Origin of the sequence: Stenotrophomonas africana (assembly GCF_013004645.1) — a bacterium.
Taxonomy (GTDB): Bacteria; Pseudomonadota; Gammaproteobacteria; order Xanthomonadales; family Xanthomonadaceae; genus Stenotrophomonas; species Stenotrophomonas africana.
Genome location: NZ_JABEME010000006.1, coordinates 245576 through 264547, shown reverse-complemented (window position 1 = coordinate 264547; position 18972 = coordinate 245576). Strand labels below are relative to the sequence as shown.

Genomic DNA, 18972 nt, shown 5'->3' with positions numbered 1-18972 from the left:
CATGGATGGCGCCATCGAGCCCCCATGGATGGGTTCACGGCGTGTCCTGCCTGCCCACACCGCCCCGCCATCCCACGGAATGCATGCTGTTGCCGTTGCTTCTGCCGTTGCTGTTGCTTCGGCTTCTGGCAGGTGCAGGGCTGCAAGCCCTGCCGAAAAAACCCTTACCGCACTTGCTCCTGCTTGCGCACGATCGCCATCGCGATCTCCAGCGACTGCTCGTAGTTCAACCGCGGGTCCACCGTTGAGCGATACGCACGCTCCAGGTCACGCTCGGTCAGTTCGCGCGCACCACCGGTGCATTCGGTCACGTCCTCGCCGGTCAGCTCCAGGTGCACGCCACCCAGGCGCGTGCCCGCGGCCGCATGCAGATCAAACGACATCTCCACTTCGCCACGCACATTGTCGAAGCGACGCGTCTTGAAGCCATTGGCGGTGCTTTCGGTGTTGCCATGCATCGCATCGCACACCCACAGCACGCGGCGGCCATCACGCTTGACCGCATCCAGCAGCGGCGGCAGCTTCTCGGCGATCTGCGCGGCCCCCATGCGGTGGATGAAGCTCAGTCGACCCGGCTCGTCATGCGGGTTGAGCACATCGATCAGGCGCAGCAGCTGGTCCGGCGTCACCGACGGGCCGACCTTGATCGCAATCGGATTGCGCACGCCACGCAGGTATTCCACGTGCGCGCCGTCAAGCGCGGCGGTGCGCATGCCGATCCACGGGTAATGCGTGCTCAGGTTCAACCAGCCCTGCTGGCGCGGCACCTGTCGGGTCAGCGCCTGCTCGTAGGGCAGCAGCAGCGCTTCGTGCGAGGTGTAGAAATCGATGCGGTTGAGGTTGTGCACGCGGGCCCCGGCCAGGGTCTCCATGAAGTGCACCGCATCGCCGATCGACGCCACCATCTTCTGGTACTCGGCCGCCAGCGGCGAGTGGCTTACCCACTCCAGGTTCCAGTATTCGGGGTGGTGCAGGTCGGCGAAACCGCCGTCGATCAGCGCCCGCACGAAGTTCATCGTCATCGCCGAATGTGCGTGGGCCTGCAGCATCCGCTTCGGGTCCGGCAGACGCGCGGCTTCGGTAAACGCCGGGGCATTGATCACGTCACCGCGGTAGCTGGGCAGCGTCACGCCGTCACGGGTCTCGGTGTCGGCCGAACGCGGCTTGGCGTACTGGCCCGCGAAGCGGCCAACGCGGATCACCGGCTGGCGCAGGCCGTGCACCAGCACCAGGCTCATCTGCAGCAGCACCTTCAGGCGGTTGGAGATGGTGCCCGATTCGCAGTCGCTGAAGTTCTCGGCGCAGTCGCCGCCCTGCAGCAGGAAGCGCTTGCCTTCCTGAGCCTCGGCCAACTGCTGCTTCAGCGCCAGGATCTCCCACGAGGTGACCAGCGGCGGCAGCCGCTTCAGTTCGTGCAGGGCGGCGTCCAGCGCCACCGGGTCAGGGTAGGTCGGCATCTGCAGCGCGGTCTTGCCGCGCCAGCTCTCCGGCGACCAGGCAGCGCCAGCAGCGGTCGCGGCGGGATCGAGAACGGGCGGAACGGCGGACAGGCTCATTGCAGACTTCCGGGGAGGGGGGGCGGTCATGGTCGCAGAGCCAGCCGCTGGCGCAAAGGGCTGGGCGCGCTCTGCACATGACTGAACGCCGGGGAAAGGGCATCGCGATCGGCCAGAAACCGCATGCCCACGGTCGCCCGCACAGGCGCATGATTCGCCACGCACTGTTACGAAGTAACAATCACTCCCACCGGCCCCTTCCACAGCCTATCCGCCATGAAGCCCTCGCCCCTCGCTACCGGCATCACCTTCGCCCTGTCCCTGGCCAGTCTGCCTTCCCTCGCTGTGGCCGCCGATGCCGCCGCTCCCGTGAAGGACCTCGACACGGTCACCGTCAGCGCCCAGCTCGACCAGGCCCGCAATGCGCTGTCGCCGGACATCGGCAGCAGCCAGTACCAGATCACCGCCGAAGACATCCAGAAACAGCCGCTGGGTGCCTCCGCGCCGCTCAGCCAGGTGCTGCTGCAGGCGCCCGGCGTGGTCCAGGATTCCTACGGCGGCGTGCACGTGCGCGGCGACCACGCCAACCTGCAGTACCGCATCAACGGTGTGCTGCTGCCGGAGTCGATCTCCGGCTTCGGCCAGACTCTGGATGCGCGCACGATCAAGAGCATCCGGCTGATGGACGGCGCGTTGCCGGCCCAGTTCGGCGAGCGCACCGCCGCGGTGGTCGACATCACCACCCGCAGTGGCGCCGAGCTCGGCAATGGCGGCAGCGTCGGCATTACCACCGGCTCGTTTGGCAAGGTCAATCCGAATGCCTCCTGGTGGGGCTCACAGGGGCGCTGGAGCTGGTTCCTGACTGGCAACTACGACCAGAACGAGGTCGGCCTGGAGAACCCGACCCGCTCACGCAAGCCGCTGCACGACGACACCCACCAGGGCAAGGCGTTCGCCGACCTGACCTACCTGGTCAACGACACCACCCGCCTGAGCGTGTTCGCCGGCTTCGCCAACAACCGCTTCCAGATTCCGGTCAACCCCGGCCAGACGCCGCAGTTCGGCTACCTGGACACCACCACCTTTGATTCCAGCCAACTGGATGAGACCCAGCGCGAAACCACCCGCTTCGGCATGCTGGTGCTGCAGGGCACACTGGGCGGCACTGCCTACCAGGTCTCGGCCGGGCAACGTTACAGCGATGTCGGCTTCAATCCCGACGTGGTCGGCGATCTGGTGTTCAGTGGCGTCGCCTCGCAGGTCCAGCGCAGCAACCGCGCCAACACCCTGCAGGCCGACTTTTCCACGTCGTTGGGCAACGACCATACGCTGCGCTATGGCCTGTACGGCAACTACGAGAACGCGCGGGCCAGCAACAACAGCTGGGTGTTCCCGGTTGATGACGCCGGCCAGCAGTCCAGCACTACGCCGTTGCTGATCCCGGATCGCAGCGCGTTCCACGCCAGCACGGTGGCGCTGTATGTGCAGGATGAATGGAAGATCGGCAACGACTGGACGGTGAACTATGGTCTGCGCGGTGACCGCTACAAAGCCTTCGGTCGCACCGAGGGTCAGCTGAGCCCGCGTCTGGGCGTGGTCTGGAATGCCAGCGACAGCACCACCGTGCACGCCGGCTATTCACGCTACTTCACGCCACCGGCCAGCGAGCTGATCGCCAGCAGCGACATCGCGCTATACGACGGCACCACCAACCAGCAGCCCAGCGGTGGCAACAACACGCCGCTGGCCGAGCGCAGCGACTACTACGACATCGGCGTCTCGCAGCAGCTGGGCGAGCACCTGACCCTGGGCGTGGATGCCTATGACCGCCGTGTTGCGCGCCTGCAGGATGAAGGCCAGTTCGGCGCCGCCTACATCTACTCGACCTTCAACTATCGCCGTGGCCATATCCGCGGCCTGGAGTTCAGTGCCGACTACAGCAACGGTCCGTTCAGCGCCTACTTCAACGCGGCGTACAACAAGGCCATCGGCACCCAGGTGATCACCAGCCAGTACAACCTCGATCCGGACGCGCTGGCCTATGTGGCCGACCACTGGATCCATCTTGACCACGACCAGAAGCTGACCTCGTCAGGTGGCCTCAGCTACGCCTTCGCCGGGCACAACCGGATCGGGGCCAACTACGTGTTCGGCAGCGGCCTGCGTTCGGACATCGAGGGCGTGCCCAATGGTGGCGAGCTGCCGTCGTACCTGCAGGTGAACCTCAGCGCGGGGCACGACTTCAACGCCGACAGCGGCCATCCGTTGCACGTGCAGCTGGCCGTGATGAACGCACTGGATCGCAGCTACCAGCTGCGCGATGGCGGCGGTGTCGGCGTGTTCGCCCCGCAGTGGGGACCTCGCCGCGGTGCTTACCTGAGCGTGCAGCAGGATTTCTGAGGTTGTGCCGGCCGCTGGCCGGCATTCCCACGGTGTGCCGGCCAGCGGCCGGCACTACCCTGCTTCAGCGCTTGACCTTGCGCAGCGACACCACCAGCGCCCACAACGCCAGCAGCACGAACCACACGCCCGACCACATCGGCATGGTCAGGCCCAGGAAGGTCCAGTCGATGTTGCCGCAGTTGCCGGTACCGGTCAGCACGGTGCGGAACACCTCCAGCGGCCCCATGGTCTCGCTCAGGAACGCCAGCGGCGGGCCACAGGTGGAACCCATTTCTGGCGGCAGCATCTGCACGTAGACGTGGCGCGCGGCGATGCCGACACCCACTGCGGCGGCAATGAACGCCAGCACGCCATAGGTCGCGCGTCCCGGGCGGTTGGAAGGCCCGTGCAGCGCACCGATCAGGAACAGCAGGCCGAGCGCGGCGAAGGCCAGGCGCTGGAAAATGCACAGCGGACACGGCTCCAGGCCCATCTTCAACTGCAGGAAGATCGCGTAGCCAAGCAGGCCCGCGCAGATCAGGAAGCCCAGGAAGAACTGGGCGCGGAAGGGCCAGCGCAGTGGATTCATCGTCAACGCTCGAATGGATCAGGCGCCAAGCGTAACCGAGAGTGCGCGCCATTCGAACCGCCACAGGTGACGCCTGTCGGAACGGTGCGGGTCGAATCCGCTCCAGGAACGCAAAAGCCCGGCAGAGGCCGGGCTTTCGCGGTGTCGCGTTGGAGCGGTCCGATTACTCGGCCACTTCCTCGGCCACGACCGGACGGTCAACCAGCTCGACGTACGCCATCGGCGCGTTGTCGCCGGCGCGGAAGCCGCACTTCAGCAGACGCAGGTAGCCGCCCGGACGGTTCGCGTAGCGCGGGCCCAGGATGGTGAACAGGTTGCCCACGGCTTCGTTGTCGCGCAGGCGAGCGAAGGCCAGACGGCGGTTGGCGACGGAGTCGACCTTGGCCAGGGTGATCAGCGGCTCGGCAACGCGGCGCAGTTCCTTGGCCTTCGGCAGGGTGGTCTTGATCAGCTCGTGCTTGAACAGCGAGGCGGCCATGTTCTTGAACATCGCTTCGCGGTGGGCGCTGGTACGGCTGAACTTACGGCCAGACTTCTGGTGACGCATGGTGATATTCCTTGGTTAATGATGAGACTGTGCGGATCGTTGTCGCCTTCCTGGCGTTGCTGCGCGGACTGCGGATGGTCCTGGCCGCCCGTCCTGGACGACCTGCCGCGCGAACCTTCGTTCGTCGTGGCATGTTGTGTTGCGTTGAAGGCCCCACCGCGAACGGTGGAGCCTTCAGGCATTACCGATATCAGCCCAGCATGCCGTGGCTGGCGACACCGGCCGGCGGCCAGTTCTCCAGCTTCATGCCGAGGGACAGGCCGCGCTGAGCCAGCACTTCCTTGATCTCGGTGAGCGACTTCTTGCCCAGGTTCGGGGTCTTCAGCAGCTCCACTTCGGTCTTCTGGATCAGATCGCCGATGTAGTAGATGCTTTCAGCCTTCAGGCAGTTGGCCGAACGCACGGTCAGCTCCAGATCGTCGATCGGGCGCAGCAGCACCGGATCCACGCCGTTGTTGGCCGGCTTGGCCGCACCGCGGTCGCGGTGGGTGAAGTCACCGAACACCGACAGCTGGTCGCTGAGGATGTCGGCGGCGGTGCGCACGGCTTCCTCGGCATCGATGGTGCCGTTGGTCTCGATATCGATGACCAGCTTGTCCAGGTCGGTACGCTGTTCGACGCGGGCCGCTTCCACGGCATAGGCGACGCGGCGGACCGGCGAGAAAGAGGCATCCAGGACCAGGCGGCCGATGGCACGGGTTTCTTCGTCCGGACGACGACGCGCGGCAGCCGGCTGGTAGCCGAAACCACGTTCGATCTTCAGACGCATGTTGATCGCCGTATCCTTGGTCAGGTGGCAGATCACATGGTCGCCGTTCAGGATCTCCACATTGTGGTCGACCTTGATATCGGCAGCGGTGACAACGCCCGGGCCCTGCTTGGACAGGGACAGGGTGGCGCTGTCGCCGGAGTGCATACGGATGGCCACGTCCTTCAGGTTCAGCAGGACTTCGAGCACGTCCTCCTGCAGACCTTCGACCGTGGTGTACTCATGCAACACGCCGTCGATTTCGACTTCCGTGATGGCGAAGCCCGGGATGGACGACAGCAGCACGCGACGCAGGGCATTACCCAGCGTATGCCCGTAACCCCGCTCCAAAGGTTCGATAACGACCTTTGCACGGGTGTCGGTAAGGCGTTCGATCTGCGGACCGCGAGGACGCAGAACCTGGTTGGCGGTAACCGTCATGTTGCGGGTTCTCCTAGTGAACCCCCGGCCGTCGCCGGGGGCTCTCCAATGTGAATTACTTCGAATACAGCTCGACGATCAGCGCTTCGTTGATGTCCGCAGGCAGATCCGAACGATCCGGAACAGCCTTGAAGATGCCGGTGAACTTGCCGGAATCCACTTCAACCCACGACGGGCTCAGGTCATGCTGGGCGGCGACGGTCAGGGCTTCCTGGACGCGCAGCTGCTTGGCAGCCTTTTCAGACAGGGCGATGGCGTCGCCAGCCTTGACCTGGTACGAAGCCAGGTTGACCGACTTGCCATTCACGGTGACGCCGCGGTGCGACACCAGCTGACGGGCAGCCGGACGGGTCACGGCGAAGCCCATGCGGTAGACGACGTTGTCCAGGCGGGTTTCCAGCAGCTGCAGCAGGTTCTCGCCGGTGTTGCCCTTCTTGGTCGAGGCCTTCTTGTAGTAGTTGCGGAACTGACGCTCCAGCAGGCCGTAGATACGCTTGACCTTCTGCTTTTCACGCAGCTGGGTGGCGTAGTCGGACAGCTTGCCCTTGCGGGCAGTGGCGCCGTGCTGGCCGGGCTTCTGCTCCAGCTTGCACTTCGAGTCCAGCGCACGCGCCGGGCTCTTCAGGGACAGGTCGGCGCCTTCGCGACGGGCGAGCTTACAGGTAGGACCGATATAACGAGCCATTTCTTATCGCTCCCTTTAGACGCGACGCTTCTTCGGCGGACGGCACCCGTTGTGCGGGATAGGCGTCACGTCGATGATGTTGGTGATCTTGTAGCCGACGTTGTTCAACGAACGCACGGCCGACTCACGGCCCGGACCCGGGCCCTTGATGCGGACTTCCAGCGACTTCACGCCGTAGTCCAGCGCAGCACGACCGGCCTTTTCAGCAGCCACCTGGGCAGCGAACGGGGTCGACTTGCGCGAACCGCGGAAGCCAGCGCCACCGGAGGTCGCCCACGACAGAGCGTTGCCCTGGCGGTCGGTGATGGTGACGATGGTGTTGTTGAACGAAGCGTGGACGTGGGCAACGCCGTCAGTGACGACGCGCTTGATCTTCTTCTTGGTCTTAGCAGCGGGCTTAGCCATTTCTCAGTCCCTTACTTCTTGATCGCCTTGCGCGGACCCTTGCGGGTGCGGGCGTTGGTACGGGTGCGCTGGCCACGCAGCGGGAGGCCACGACGGTGACGCAGGCCGCGGTAGCAGCCCAGGTCCATCAGGCGCTTGATCGCGATGCCGATCTCACGGCGCAGATCGCCTTCCACGATGTACTTGCCGACTTCGGCGCGCAGGCGCTCGATTTCCGGCTCCGACAGATCGCGGATCTTGGTGGTCGAAGCAACGCCTGCGACTTCGCAGACCTTCTTCGAACGGGTACGGCCGATGCCGTAAATGCTTTGCAACCCGACCCAGACGTGCTTCTGGGCTGGCAGGTTGACGCCTGCAATACGCGCCATGACGCGGTTCTCCAGCTGAGTGATGGCCGACAGCGCGCCTCGGGCACGCCAATCCGGCAGGATGGATCAAAAAAGTGAACTAGCGATACTAACAAGGTTCCGGTTTACATGGAAGCCCGTGAAACCATTGGTTTCATGGACCCGGCCTGGGGAGTGTGCCCAGGCTCCGGCGCCGGATGGGGTTGGACCTGGGGTTTCCCCCGGGGCCGCCCGCGCTACTCCAGCGCGGGACCACCTCATCACACCCCCACCCGGAACCGCTGCGGGGGCCGCCCTTCGTTTGTGTGGCCGGAGTCCGCGAAGCGGAGGGACCATCACGTCAGGAAGACGAAAGTATAACAGGCCAATCAGCCGCGGGCAAAACCGCCGCGGTTGCCGCCCTTCAGGTTGGCCTTCTTCAGCAGGCTCTCGTACTGGTGGGACATCAGGTGCGCCTGCACCTGGGCGATGAAGTCCATCACCACCACCACCACGATCAGCAGCGAAGTACCGCCGAAGTAGAACGAGGCGTTCAGCTGCGTGCGCATCAGCTCCGGCAGCAGGCAGACGATCACCAGGTAGGCCGAGCCGGCCGCGGTCAGGCGGGTCAGCACGCCGTCGATGTAGTCGGCGGTGGCCTTGCCCGGACGGATGCCCGGAATCAGCGCGCCCGACTTCTTCAGGTTGTCGGCGGTTTCCTGCGAGTTGAACACCAGCGCGGTATAGAAGAACGCGAAACCGGTGATCAGCGCAGCGAACACGATCATGTGCAGCGGCTCGCCCGGGCCCAGGGCATTGGCGACCTTCTGCAGGATCTGGCCCATGCTGCTCTGGTTGGCGGCCTGGCCGGACCACATGGCCAGGGTGGCCGGGAAGGCCAGCAGGCTCGAGGCGAAGATCGCCGGGATGACGCCCGCCATGTTGAGCTTCAGCGGCAGGAACGAGGTCTGGTTCATGTACGCGTTGCGACCGCCCTGGCGGCGCGCGTAATTGACCGTGATCCGGCGCTGGCCACGCTCGACGAACACCACGAAGAAGGTGAAGGCGAGCACGACGATGGCGATCAGCAGCAGCTGGATGAACTGGATGTTGCCGTCGCGGTAGGCGTCGAAGGTGTGGATGACCGCACCCGGCAGGCCAGCGACGATACCGGCGAAGATGATCAGCGACACACCGTTGCCGATGCCGCGCTCGGTGACCTGCTCACCGACCCACATCAGGAACATGGTGCCGGCGGTCAGCGCGACCACGGCGGTGAGCACGAAGCCCATGCCCGGTGCGTACACGACCGGAGCGCCCGACGGCGAGACCTGGCCCTGCAGGGCCAGCGCGATCGAACCGCCCTGCACCACTGCCAGCAGCACGGCGCCGATGCGCGAATACTGGGTGATCTTGCGGCGGCCGGACTCACCTTCCTTCTGCATCGCCTTCAGGGCGGGGAAGATGTGCACGGCCAGCTGCATCACGATCGATGCCGAGATGTACGGCATCACGTTCAGCGCGAAGATGCTGAAACGGTGCAGGGCGCCGCCCGAGAACATGTTGAACATGTCCACGATGCCGCCGCCCTGCTGTTGCATCATGGCAAGCATGGCATCGGGATTGACGCCCGGCACCGGCACGTAGCAGCCAATGCGATAGACGATCAAAGCCCCGACGACGAACAGCAAACGTTGGCGAAGTTCAGTGAACTTGCCCATTCCGCCCGCGAGGTTACCGATGCCAGCTTGCGCCATGATTTTCTTACTCCGTTACGCTGCCGCCGGCAGCTTCGATCGCGGCCTTGGCACCAGCCGTGGCAGCGATACCCTTCAGGGTGAACGCCTTGGTCACTTCGCCCTTGACGACGACCTTGGCCTTCTTTGCAGTGCTCGGGACCAGCTTGGCAGCACGCAGGGCGGCGAAGTCGATCTCACCGGCCGGCAGCTTGTCCAGCGCGTACAGCAGCACTTCAGCGGTGTCCTTGGCAATCGGCGAACGGAAGCCGATCTTCGGCAGACGACGCTGCATGGGGGTCTGGCCGCCTTCGAAGCCAGCCTTGATCTTGCCGCCACCCTTACGGGCGAACGAACCCTTGTGGCCGCGGCCGGCAGTCTTGCCCAGGCCCGAGCCGATACCGCGGCCGACGCGGGTGCGCTCGGTGCGGGCGCCCGGTGCCGGGCTCAGTTCATTGAGACGCAGAGTCATGGTCGATTACTCCTCAACCTGGACGAGGTACTGAACCTTGTTGATCAGGCCGCGTACCTGCGGGCTGTCCTTCAGTTCACGCACATCGTTGAGCTTGTTCAGGCCCAGGGCACGCACCGACAGGCGGTGACGCGACTGGGTACCACGCAGGCCACGCACCAGGCGGACCTTCACAGTCTTGTTGGACTCATTAGCCATGGTTGAGTTCCTCCACCTTCTTGCCGCGCTTGGCCGCGATGCGAGCCGGCGACTGCGCAGCAGACAGGCCCTTCACGGTGGCACGCACCAGGTTGATCGGGTTGCGCGAACCGGTGGCCTTGGCCAGCACGTTCTTCACGCCAACGGCTTCCAGCACGGCGCGCATGGCACCGCCGGCGATCACGCCGGTACCTTCCGAAGCCGGCTGCATGAACACGCGGGCTGCGCCGTGACCATCCTTGATGGTGTGCCACAGGGTGCCGTTGTTCAGGTCAACGCTGACCAGATTCTTGCGGGCCTGTTCCATCGACTTCTGGATGGCGACCGGCACTTCGCGGGCCTTGCCATAACCGAAACCGACCTTGCCTTCGCCGTCGCCGACAACGGTCAGGGCGGTGAAGGTGAACTGGCGGCCACCCTTGACGGTCTTGCTGACGCGGTTGACCGCGACCAGCTTTTCGATCATGCCGTCGTCGATCTTCTCTTCGCGGTTACGGTCGCGATCGCGACCCCGCTGCTGACGCTCTTCTGCCATGTTGATTCCTTGGTTGTTTGGGTATGTACGGCTCGAGGCCGCTTATGGTTGTGGAATGTCGCGTCGTTCCGGTGGGCCACTGCAGAAGAGTGGCGCCGTCCCGCCTCACTCAGGCGGGCGAGCAGGCGGACAGGAGACCACAGGTCCCCTGCCCTTATCCCTTAGAACTGCAGGCCGGCTTCGCGGGCGGCTTCTGCCAGGGCCTTGATGCGGCCGTGGTAGCGGTAGCCCGAACGATCGAAGGCAACCTTCTCGACGCCGGCGGCCTTGGCGCGCTCAGCGACGATACGGCCGACCTTGGCGGCGGCATCGGCGTTCTTGCCGTTCTTCAGACCTTCCATGACGTCGGTCTGGGTGGTGTTGGCAGCAGCCAGCACCTTGGAACCGTCGGCGGTGAAGACCTGGGCGTACAGGTGCTGGCCGGTGCGCAGCACCGACAGGCGGGCGACGCCGAGCTCACGGATGTGGGCGCGGGTCGACTTGGCGCGACGCAGGCGGGCGATGTTCTTGTTCATTTTGATTATTCCTTGAAAGCTGAAGGATGGGCTTTTCCCTGAGGAGTCCGCACAGGGATGTGCGGGCTCTTGCGAGGGACTCGCACTTACGCCTTCTTGGCTTCCTTACGGATGATGACTTCGTCGGAGTACTTCACGCCCTTGCCCTTGTACGGCTCCGGCTTGCGGAACGCACGGATCTTGGCGGCAACTTCACCGACGACCTGCTTGTCAGCGCCCTGGACCAGGATCTCGGTCTGGGTCGGGGTGGTGATGGTGATGCCTTCCGGCGCCACGAACACGACCGGGTGCGAGAAACCGAGCGACAGGCTCAGGTCCTTGCCCTGCATGGCAGCACGGTAACCCACGCCGACCAGCTCCAGCTTGCGCTCGAAGCCTTCGGACACGCCCTTGACCATGTTGGCCAGGATCGCACGCACGGTACCGGTCAGCGCGACCAGCTCGGCGTTCTCGGTGCTCAGGGTGGCAACGCCGTTGTCGACGTTGATGGCAATACCGGCCGGCTTGGCCAGCGACAGGGAGCCCTTCGGGCCCTTGGCGGTGACGCTGTCCGACTGGACGTTCAGTTCAACCTTACCCAGGTCGATCGGCTTCTTGGCTACGCGGGACATAGTTCTACTCCTTTCGCCTTAGGCCACGAAGCACAGGACTTCGCCGCCGACGCCCAGCTGGCGCGCCTGCGCATCAGTCATGATGCCCTTGGAGGTGGAAATGATGGAGATACCCAGGCCATTCATGACCTTCGGCAGCTCGCTCTTGCCGCGGTACTGACGCAGGCCCGAACGCGAGAAGCGCTTCAGGGTCGCGATGACCGGCTTGCCTTCGAAATACTTCAGCACGATTTCCAGCTCGGACTTGTTGTTTTCCAGCTGGGTCACGCGCAGGTCGGTGATGTAACCCTCGTCCTTCAGGACCTGGGCGATCGCAACCTTGATCTTGGACGACGGGGCTTTCACCGTCTGCTTGCCAACCGCAGCCGCATTCTTGATGCGGACCAGCAGGTCGGCGATGGGATCAGTCATGCTCATATGAGTACCTTTGAGTGCACCGATATCCGCTTTCGCGAAAATCTGTTGTCTCCTGGAAACGGGCCAGGTCCCTTGATGCAGCGGGCCAGGGGCCCACTCCTACAACCCCGTTTGCGCAGGGCAAGACGCGGGAGTATACGCCAAAAGAGCCCGGCTTGCGCCGGGCTCCCTGGTTTTTTTGCAGCGGGGAAGCTGAACGCCTCCCCTGCCCGGTTCAGGAACCCCCGAAGGGGCACCTGATCGCAGGACCGGCTGGGATTACCAGCTGGCCTTGCGCAGACCCGGGACGTCGCCACGCATGGTGGCTTCACGCAGCTTGTTACGGCCCAGGCCGAACTTGCTGTAGACGCCACGCGGACGACCCGACAGCTCGCAACGGTTGCGCTGGCGGCTCGGCGACGAATCGCGCGGCAGCTTGGCCAGCTTGGTTGCGGCGTCGATCTTCTCTTCGTAGGTCGCGTCCACGGAGGACACGATCTTCTTCAGAGCTGCACGCTTCTCAGCGTACTTCTTTGCCAGCTTTTCCCGCTTGATGTCGCGGTTGACCATGGAGGTCTTTGCCATTTCGGTTTCCTCGACAGATCAGTTACGGAACGGGAACTTGAACGCTGCCAGCAGCGCCTTCGCTTCCGCGTCGGTCTTCGCAGTGGTGGTGATGGCGATATCCATACCGCGGATCGCGTCGACGGCGTCGAAGTCGATTTCCGGGAAGATGATCTGTTCCTTCACACCCATGTTGAAGTTGCCGCGACCGTCGAAGGAACGACCGGAAACACCACGGAAGTCGCGCACGCGCGGCAGCGAGATGTTGATCAGGCGATCCAGGAACTCGTACATCTTGTGGCGACGCAGCGTGGTCTTGCAGCCGATCGGCCAACCATCACGGATCTTGAACGACGCAACCGACACACGCGACTTGGTGACAACCGGCTTCTGGCCGGAAATCTTGGTCATGTCGCCGACGGCGTTTTCCAGGATCTTCTTGTTGGTGGCCGCTTCGCCGACACCCATGTTCAGGGTGACCTTGACCAGCTTCGGCACTTCCATCGGATTGGTGTAGCCGAACTGCTTCATCAGCGCCGGCACCACTTCGTCCTTGTAGAACTTTTCGAGACGGGAACTCATCTTCTCATTCCTCAGGCGTCGAGCGCCTCACCGCTGGAGCGGAACACACGCAGTTTGCGCCCATCCTCCAGCACCTTGAAGCCAACGCGTTCGCCCTTGCCCGAAGCCGGGTTCAGAACATTCACGTTGGAGATATGGATCGAAGCTTCGCGCTCGACCACGCCGCCGGCAACACCTGCCTGCGGGTTCGGCTTGGTGTGGCGCTTGACGATGTTCACGTTGGCGACGACCACACGGTCGCCGTCGACGCGGACGACTTCGCCCTGCTTGCCCTTGTCCTTGCCAGCGTTGACGACAACCTGGTCGCCCTTCTTGATACGGTTAGCCATGATTATCTCCTGTCGCTCACAGCACTTCGGGAGCGAGCGAGACGATCTTCATGAACTTCTCCGAACGAAGTTCACGGGTCACCGGCCCGAAGATACGGGTACCGATCGGCTCCTGCTTGTTGTTCAGCAGGACGGCAGCGTTGCCGTCGAAGCGGATCAGCGAACCGTCGGCGCGACGCACACCCTTGCGGGTACGCACCACGACGGCGTCATACACTTCACCCTTCTTGACCTTGCCGCGCGGAATCGCATCCTTCACGGTGACCTTGATGATGTCGCCGATGCCGGCGTAACGGCGCTTGGAACCACCCAGCACCTTGAAGCACATCACCTGCTTGGCACCCGAATTGTCCGCGACGTCAAGGTAGCTCTGCATCTGGATCATGATTCAGACTCCTTATTCAGCCGCACGCGTGATGACTTCCACCACGCGCCAGTTCTTGGTCTTGGACATCGGAGCAATCTCGGTCACGCGGACGACATCGCCTTCCTTGCAGGCGTTGTCGGCATCGTGGGCGTGCAGCTTCGTCGAGCGCTTGATGTACTTGCCGTACAGTGCGTGCTTGACCTGACGCTCAACCAGGACGGTAACCGTCTTGTCCATCTTGTTGCTGACGACACGGCCTTCGACCGTGCGCAGCGTCTTCTTTTCAGTATTGTCGCTCATAGCGGCCATCCTTACTTCGTGCTGCCGAGCAGGGTCTTGACGCGAGCAATCTCGCGACGGACCCGGCGAATGTCGTGGGTCTTCGGCAGCTGGCCGGTGACCTGCTGCATACGGACAGAGAACTGTTCCTTACGCAGGTCGATCAGGTGGGCCTTGAGTTCGTCAGCCGACTTTTCACGGAGAGTTTTGATATCCATCAGCGCACCGTACGGGTCACGAAAGTGGTGGTGACCGAGAGCTTGGCGGCGGCCAGGCGGAACGCCTCGCGAGCCACTTCCTCGGAAACACCCTCGATTTCATAGATCATGCGGCCGGGCTGGATCTGGGCCACCCAGTATTCCACGTTACCCTTACCAGAACCCATTCGGACTTCGATGGGCTTCTTGGTGATGGGCTTGTCGGGGAACACGCGGATCCACATCTTGCCGCCGCGCTTGACGTAGCGGCTGATCGAGCGGCGAGCCGCTTCGATCTGACGCGCGGTCAGCTGACCGTGTGCGGTTGCCTTCAGGCCGTATTCGCCGAAGCTGACAGCGTTGGCGCTCCAGCTCAGGCCATCGTTACGGCCCTTGTGTACCTTGCGGTACTTGGTTCGCTTGGGTTGCAACATTGTCGTTACCTCGCTTCACGGGCCGGGCGCTGACGGTCACCACGGTCGCCGCGATCATGACGATCGTTGCGCGACGGGGTGTCGTCCTGCTTTTCCTGGCCAACCTGGGAGAAATCGAAGACCTCGCCCTTGTAGATCCAGACCTTGATGCCGATGATGCCGTAGGTCGTCTTGGCTTCAGCGAAGCCATAGTCGATGTCGGCACGCAGGGTGTGCAGCGGCACGCGGCCTTCGCGGTACCACTCCGAACGGGCGATTTCTGCACCGTTGAGGCGGCCACCCACGTTGACCTTGATGCCCAGGGCACCCAGGCGCATCGCGTTGCCGACCGAGCGCTTCATTGCACGGCGGAACATGATGCGACGCTCCAGCTGCTGGGCGATCGACTCGGCAACGAGCTGCGCGTCCAGTTCCGGCTTGCGCACTTCGGTGACGTTGATGTGCGCCGGGACGCCCATCATCTCGCTCACTTCCTTGCGCAGCTTCTCGATGTCCTCACCGCGCTTGCCGATCACCACGCCCGGACGGGCGGTGTGGATCGTCACGCGAGCGGTCTTGGCCGGACGCTCGATCAGGATCTTGCTGATGCCGGCCTGAGCCAGCTTCTTGCGCAGCATTTCGCGCACTTTCAGGTCGGCTGCCAGGTAACCAGCGAACTCGGCCTTGTTGGCGTACCACTTGGAGTTCCAGTCCTTGGAAATGCCGAGGCGGATACCAATCGGATGAACTTTATGACCCATGGTCTTTTCCTTATCCGCTTACTTGGCGGCGCCCACAACCACAGTGATGTGGCTGGTGCGCTTGAGGATGCGGGTACCGCGGCCTTTCGCCCGCGCCATGAAACGCTTCAGGGTCGGACCTTCATCAACCATGATGGTCTGAACCTTCAGCTCGTCGACGTCGGCGCCCTGGTTGTTCTCGGCATTTGCAATAGCCGACTCCACCACCTTCTTGATCAGGTGGGCAGCCTTCTTGTCCGAGAACTTCAGCAGGTTGACCGCACGCTCGGCCGGCAGACCGCGCACCTGGTCAGCGACCAGACGAGCCTTCTGCGGGGAGATGCGCGCAGTGCGCAGGATGGCTTTCGCTTCCATTGTCATCTCTCCTTACTTGCCCGACTTCTTGTCACCACCGTGACCCTTGAAGGTCCGGGTGATGGCAAATTCGCCGAGCTTGTGGCCGACCATGTTCTCGTTGACGAGAACCGGGATGTGGTTCTTGCCGTTATGCACGGCAATGGTGACGCCTACCATGTCAGGCAGGATCATCGAACGGCGCGACCAGGTCTTGATCGGCTTCTTGCTGCCCGCAGCGGCCTCCACCTTCTTGACGAGGTGGTGATCGACGAACGGGCCCTTCTTGAGTGAACGTGCCATGGTCGATTAGCCCCTACGATCGCGGACGATGAACTGCTGAGTGCGCTTGTTATGGCGCGTCTTGTAACCCTTGGTCGGGACACCCCACGGGGTGACCGGATGCGGATTACCCTGGCCGGCCTTCGCCTCACCACCACCGTGCGGGTGGTCAACCGGGTTCATGGCAGCACCACGAACGGTCGGGCGGACGCCGCGCCAACGCTTGGCACCGGCCTTGCCCAGCTTTTCCAGGCTGTGCTCGTCGTTGCCGACTTCGCCGATGGTGGCGCAGCACTCGACCGGAACCTTGCGCATTTCACCCGAGCGCAGGCGCAGGGTGGCGTAGATGCCTTCGCGAGCCACCAGCTGCACGGCCGCACCGGCGGCGCGAGCGATCTGAGCGCCCTTGCCCGGCTTCAGTTCGATGCAGTGGATGGTGGTGCCGACCGGGATGTTGCGCAGCGGCAGGGTGTTGCCAGCCTTGATCGGGGCATCCGAACCAGCGATCACCTGATCACCAGCCTTCAGGCCCTTCGGGGCGATGATGTAGCGACGCTCACCGTCGACGTAGCACAGCAGAGCAATGTGCGCGGTGCGGTTCGGATCGTATTCGATGCGTTCCACGCGCGCCGGGATGCCCAGCTTGTTGCGCTTGAAGTCGATGATGCGGTAGTGCTGCTTGGCACCACCACCGACGTGACGCACGGTGATGCGGCCATGGTGGTTACGACCACCCGAGCGGCTCTGCGACTCGACCAGCGCAGCGTGCGGAGCACCCTTGTGCAGGTCGGGAGTGACCACGCGCACGGCCGAACGGCGGCCGGGGGAAGTGGGCTTGAATTTCATCAATGGCATGGGATGTACCTCAGGCCTTGGCCGTTACATCGATCGACTGGCCATCGGCCAGGCGAACGTACGCCTTGCGCCAATCGCCGCGGCGGCCAGCACGGTTACGGAAGGACTTGTTCTTGCCCTTGACGTTGACCACGTTGACGGCTTCGACCTTGACGTCGAACAGCTGCTCAACCGCGGCCTTTACATCGGCCTTGGTGGCTTCGTTCGAAACTTCGAAGACATACTGGTTGGAGAGTTCCTGCAGGCGCGCGGTCTTTTCGGAGACACGCGGGGCACGCAGCACGCTGAAGATTTTTTCGTTGCTGTTCATGCCAGCCACTCCTCGACCTTCTTGACCGCGTCAGCGGTGATGACGACCGTGTCGGCACCCACCAGCGAGACCGGATCCAGACCCTGGACGTCACGCACCTGCACGTACGGCAGATTGCGGGCGGACAGGTACAGGTGCTCGGACGCTTCTTCGGTGACGATCAGCGGGCGCTTGCCCACTTCCAGGCCGGCCAGCTTGGCGATCAGACCCTTCGTGTTGGTCACTTCGACGTCGAAGGACTCCACGATGGTCAGACGGCCCTGACGGTTCAGCTCGGACAGGATCGCGCACATGGCGGCACGGTACTGCTTACGATTGACCTTCTGCTCGAAGCTGCGCGGCTTGGCCGCGAAGGTGACACCGCCGCCGACGAAGATCGGAGCCGTCAGTGCGCCATGACGCGCGCCGCCGCCCTTCTGCTTCTTCGACTTCTTGGTGGTACCAGCCACTTCGGAGCGAGTCTTCTGTGCCTTGGTGCCGGCGCGACCGGCGTTGCGGTAGGCAACGACGACCTGGTGGACCAGATCTTCGCTGAAATCGCGACCGAACACGGCGTCGGAGACCGAGACCTTGTTGTTGCTACCCGTGATAACGAGTTCCATCGTCATCTCTCCTTATGCCTTGCTCGCCGGACGGACGATCACGTCGCCACCCGCCGCGCCCGGAACGGCGCCGCGAACGGCGATCAGACCGCGCTCGACGTCGACCTTGACCACTTCCAGGTTCTGGGTGCTCTGCTGCACTGCGCCCATGTGGCCCGACATCTTCTTGCCCGGGAAAACGCGACCCGGCGTCTGGCGCTGACCCAGCGAACCCGGCGCGCGATGCGACAGCGAGTTACCGTGGGTTGCATCGCCCATACGGAAGTTGTGGCGCTTGATGGTGCCCTGGAAGCCCTTACCCTTGGTGACACCCTGGACGTCGACGATCTGGCCGACTTCGAAGATGTCCGCCTTGACTTCGCCGCCAACGGCGAAATCGCCGAGCTGCGCGTCTTCAACGCGGAATTCCCACAGGCCACGACCCGCTTCCACCTTCGCCTTGGCGAAGTGGCCGGCTTCCGGCTTGTTGACCAGGGCAGCGCGACGCGCGCCGACGGTCACCTGCACGGCGCTATAGCCGTCGGTTTCGACGGTCTTGATCTGCGCGATGCGGTTCGGGGTTGCTTCGATCAGGGTCACCGGGATGGAGCGGCCATCTTCAGTGAACACGCGGCTCATGCCAGCCTTGCGGCCCACGAAGCCCAACGAATACTTCTTCGTCATGGTCGTAGTCCTCAGGTCAGCTTGATCTGAACGTCGACGCCGGCAGCCAGTTCGAGCTTCATCAGCGCGTCCACGGTCTTGTCATTCGGGTCAACGATATCGAGCACGCGCTTGTGCGTGCGGGTCTCGTACTGGTCACGCGCGTCCTTGTCGACGTGCGGGGAGACGAGAACGGTGTAACGCTCGATCTTGGTCGGCAGCGGGATCGGGCCACGCACTTGCGCGCCGGTCCGCTTTGCCGTTTCAACGATCTCGCTGGCCGAACGGTCGATCAGACGATGATCGAACGCTTTCAGCCGGATCCGGATCTTTTGGTCCGCCATGGCGGTAGGTTCCTTCGTTAAAAGAGCGAC

Annotated in this window: 30 protein-coding genes; 1 reads left to right on the top strand and 29 read right to left on the bottom strand. The window is 63.5% G+C overall.

Annotated elements, in window-relative coordinates; translation table 11 throughout:
• Positions 1–164: 164 nt before the first annotated feature.
• Positions 165–1556 carry a class II 3-deoxy-7-phosphoheptulonate synthase gene (locus HLA98_RS13085; RefSeq protein WP_032961151.1) on the bottom strand — a complete coding sequence of 464 codons (1392 nt, stop codon included), beginning with the start codon at positions 1554–1556 and terminating at the stop codon, positions 165–167.
• Between the two features lie 216 nt (positions 1557–1772).
• Between HLA98_RS13085 and HLA98_RS13080 the strand changes: the two genes are divergently transcribed.
• Entirely contained in the window at positions 1773–3896 is a 2124-nt protein-coding gene (locus HLA98_RS13080; protein WP_057501650.1) for a TonB-dependent receptor, read from the top strand.
• A 64-nt stretch (positions 3897–3960) separates the two neighbouring features.
• Here the strand turns inward: HLA98_RS13080 and HLA98_RS13075 are convergent, their stop codons facing one another.
• The 28 genes from HLA98_RS13075 to rpsJ form a co-directional block, all read right to left on the bottom strand.
• Complete coding sequence (locus HLA98_RS13075; protein WP_010483974.1) at positions 3961–4467, bottom strand: disulfide bond formation protein B; 507 nt, start codon at positions 4465–4467, stop codon at positions 3961–3963.
• 163 nt (positions 4468–4630) lie between these two features.
• Positions 4631–5014 (bottom strand): 50S ribosomal protein L17, encoded by a 384-nt coding sequence (gene rplQ / locus HLA98_RS13070; RefSeq protein ID WP_005408217.1) that lies wholly within the window; start codon positions 5012–5014, stop codon positions 4631–4633.
• Between the two features lie 190 nt (positions 5015–5204).
• Entirely contained in the window at positions 5205–6203 is a 999-nt protein-coding gene (locus HLA98_RS13065; protein ID WP_005408216.1) for a DNA-directed RNA polymerase subunit alpha, read from the bottom strand.
• Positions 6204–6258: 55 nt separating this feature from the next.
• Positions 6259–6888 (bottom strand): 30S ribosomal protein S4, encoded by a 630-nt coding sequence (gene rpsD / locus HLA98_RS13060; protein ID WP_004145446.1) that lies wholly within the window; start codon positions 6886–6888, stop codon positions 6259–6261.
• Positions 6889–6903: 15 nt separating this feature from the next.
• Positions 6904–7293: a 30S ribosomal protein S11 gene (rpsK, locus tag HLA98_RS13055; RefSeq protein ID WP_004145443.1), complete on the bottom strand. Its 390-nt coding sequence runs from the start codon at positions 7291–7293 to the stop codon at positions 6904–6906.
• An 11-nt stretch (positions 7294–7304) separates the two neighbouring features.
• Positions 7305–7661, bottom strand: coding sequence for a 30S ribosomal protein S13 (rpsM, locus tag HLA98_RS13050; RefSeq protein WP_004154500.1), 357 nt, complete (start codon positions 7659–7661; stop codon positions 7305–7307).
• Between the two features lie 347 nt (positions 7662–8008).
• On the bottom strand, positions 8009–9376 hold the full coding sequence (gene secY / locus HLA98_RS13045; protein WP_049447091.1) for a preprotein translocase subunit SecY: 1368 nt from the start codon (positions 9374–9376) through the stop codon (positions 8009–8011).
• A gap of 7 nt (positions 9377–9383) precedes the next feature.
• Positions 9384–9827, bottom strand: a complete 444-nt coding sequence (gene rplO, locus HLA98_RS13040; protein ID WP_004154498.1) for a 50S ribosomal protein L15 — start codon at positions 9825–9827, stop codon at positions 9384–9386.
• A 6-nt stretch (positions 9828–9833) separates the two neighbouring features.
• Complete coding sequence (gene rpmD / locus HLA98_RS13035; RefSeq protein ID WP_005408214.1) at positions 9834–10025, bottom strand: 50S ribosomal protein L30; 192 nt, start codon at positions 10023–10025, stop codon at positions 9834–9836.
• Positions 10018–10560, bottom strand: a complete 543-nt coding sequence (gene rpsE, locus HLA98_RS13030) for a 30S ribosomal protein S5 (RefSeq protein WP_005408213.1) — start codon at positions 10558–10560, stop codon at positions 10018–10020. Before rpsE ends, rpmD begins: the two co-directional genes overlap by 8 nt.
• Positions 10561–10721: 161 nt before the next feature.
• Complete coding sequence (gene rplR / locus HLA98_RS13025) at positions 10722–11081, bottom strand: 50S ribosomal protein L18 (RefSeq protein WP_024957318.1); 360 nt, start codon at positions 11079–11081, stop codon at positions 10722–10724.
• Between the two features lie 80 nt (positions 11082–11161).
• Complete coding sequence (rplF, locus tag HLA98_RS13020; protein WP_010483977.1) at positions 11162–11686, bottom strand: 50S ribosomal protein L6; 525 nt, start codon at positions 11684–11686, stop codon at positions 11162–11164.
• Between the two features lie 18 nt (positions 11687–11704).
• The gene (gene rpsH / locus HLA98_RS13015; RefSeq protein WP_005408210.1) at positions 11705–12103 is read right to left on the bottom strand and encodes a 30S ribosomal protein S8; all 399 of its coding nucleotides are present in this window, start codon (positions 12101–12103) and stop codon (positions 11705–11707) included.
• 258 nt (positions 12104–12361) lie between these two features.
• The gene (gene rpsN, locus HLA98_RS13010) at positions 12362–12667 is read right to left on the bottom strand and encodes a 30S ribosomal protein S14 (RefSeq protein ID WP_005408209.1); all 306 of its coding nucleotides are present in this window, start codon (positions 12665–12667) and stop codon (positions 12362–12364) included.
• 18 nt (positions 12668–12685) lie between these two features.
• Positions 12686–13228 (bottom strand): 50S ribosomal protein L5, encoded by a 543-nt coding sequence (rplE, locus tag HLA98_RS13005; protein WP_004154491.1) that lies wholly within the window; start codon positions 13226–13228, stop codon positions 12686–12688.
• Between the two features lie 11 nt (positions 13229–13239).
• Positions 13240–13557: a 50S ribosomal protein L24 gene (rplX, locus tag HLA98_RS13000; RefSeq protein WP_004154490.1), complete on the bottom strand. Its 318-nt coding sequence runs from the start codon at positions 13555–13557 to the stop codon at positions 13240–13242.
• A gap of 16 nt (positions 13558–13573) precedes the next feature.
• Positions 13574–13942: a 50S ribosomal protein L14 gene (rplN, locus tag HLA98_RS12995; RefSeq protein ID WP_010483978.1), complete on the bottom strand. Its 369-nt coding sequence runs from the start codon at positions 13940–13942 to the stop codon at positions 13574–13576.
• Between the two features lie 12 nt (positions 13943–13954).
• Positions 13955–14224, bottom strand: a complete 270-nt coding sequence (gene rpsQ, locus HLA98_RS12990) for a 30S ribosomal protein S17 (protein WP_004154489.1) — start codon at positions 14222–14224, stop codon at positions 13955–13957.
• 11 nt (positions 14225–14235) lie between these two features.
• The gene (gene rpmC, locus HLA98_RS12985; protein ID WP_004154487.1) at positions 14236–14421 is read right to left on the bottom strand and encodes a 50S ribosomal protein L29; all 186 of its coding nucleotides are present in this window, start codon (positions 14419–14421) and stop codon (positions 14236–14238) included.
• A complete protein-coding gene (gene rplP / locus HLA98_RS12980; RefSeq protein WP_004154486.1) occupies positions 14421–14834 on the bottom strand; it encodes a 50S ribosomal protein L16 in 414 nt (137 codons plus the stop codon). Before rplP ends, rpmC begins: the two co-directional genes overlap by 1 nt.
• A gap of 5 nt (positions 14835–14839) precedes the next feature.
• On the bottom strand, positions 14840–15574 hold the full coding sequence (gene rpsC, locus HLA98_RS12975; RefSeq protein ID WP_004145350.1) for a 30S ribosomal protein S3: 735 nt from the start codon (positions 15572–15574) through the stop codon (positions 14840–14842).
• Positions 15575–15592: 18 nt separating this feature from the next.
• Positions 15593–15928 (bottom strand): 50S ribosomal protein L22, encoded by a 336-nt coding sequence (rplV, locus tag HLA98_RS12970; protein ID WP_004145348.1) that lies wholly within the window; start codon positions 15926–15928, stop codon positions 15593–15595.
• Between the two features lie 12 nt (positions 15929–15940).
• The gene (rpsS, locus tag HLA98_RS12965; protein WP_004154485.1) at positions 15941–16210 is read right to left on the bottom strand and encodes a 30S ribosomal protein S19; all 270 of its coding nucleotides are present in this window, start codon (positions 16208–16210) and stop codon (positions 15941–15943) included.
• Positions 16211–16216: 6 nt separating this feature from the next.
• The gene (gene rplB, locus HLA98_RS12960; protein WP_004145339.1) at positions 16217–17044 is read right to left on the bottom strand and encodes a 50S ribosomal protein L2; all 828 of its coding nucleotides are present in this window, start codon (positions 17042–17044) and stop codon (positions 16217–16219) included.
• A 10-nt stretch (positions 17045–17054) separates the two neighbouring features.
• Positions 17055–17354, bottom strand: coding sequence for a 50S ribosomal protein L23 (rplW, locus tag HLA98_RS12955; RefSeq protein WP_004145338.1), 300 nt, complete (start codon positions 17352–17354; stop codon positions 17055–17057).
• Complete coding sequence (gene rplD / locus HLA98_RS12950) at positions 17351–17956, bottom strand: 50S ribosomal protein L4 (RefSeq protein WP_004145337.1); 606 nt, start codon at positions 17954–17956, stop codon at positions 17351–17353. The genes rplW and rplD overlap by 4 nt, the downstream gene beginning before the upstream one ends.
• A 12-nt stretch (positions 17957–17968) precedes the next feature.
• Entirely contained in the window at positions 17969–18619 is a 651-nt protein-coding gene (gene rplC / locus HLA98_RS12945) for a 50S ribosomal protein L3 (RefSeq protein WP_004145336.1), read from the bottom strand.
• 11 nt (positions 18620–18630) lie between these two features.
• Positions 18631–18942, bottom strand: coding sequence for a 30S ribosomal protein S10 (gene rpsJ / locus HLA98_RS12940; RefSeq protein WP_005408208.1), 312 nt, complete (start codon positions 18940–18942; stop codon positions 18631–18633).
• Positions 18943–18972: the final 30 nt, after the last annotated feature.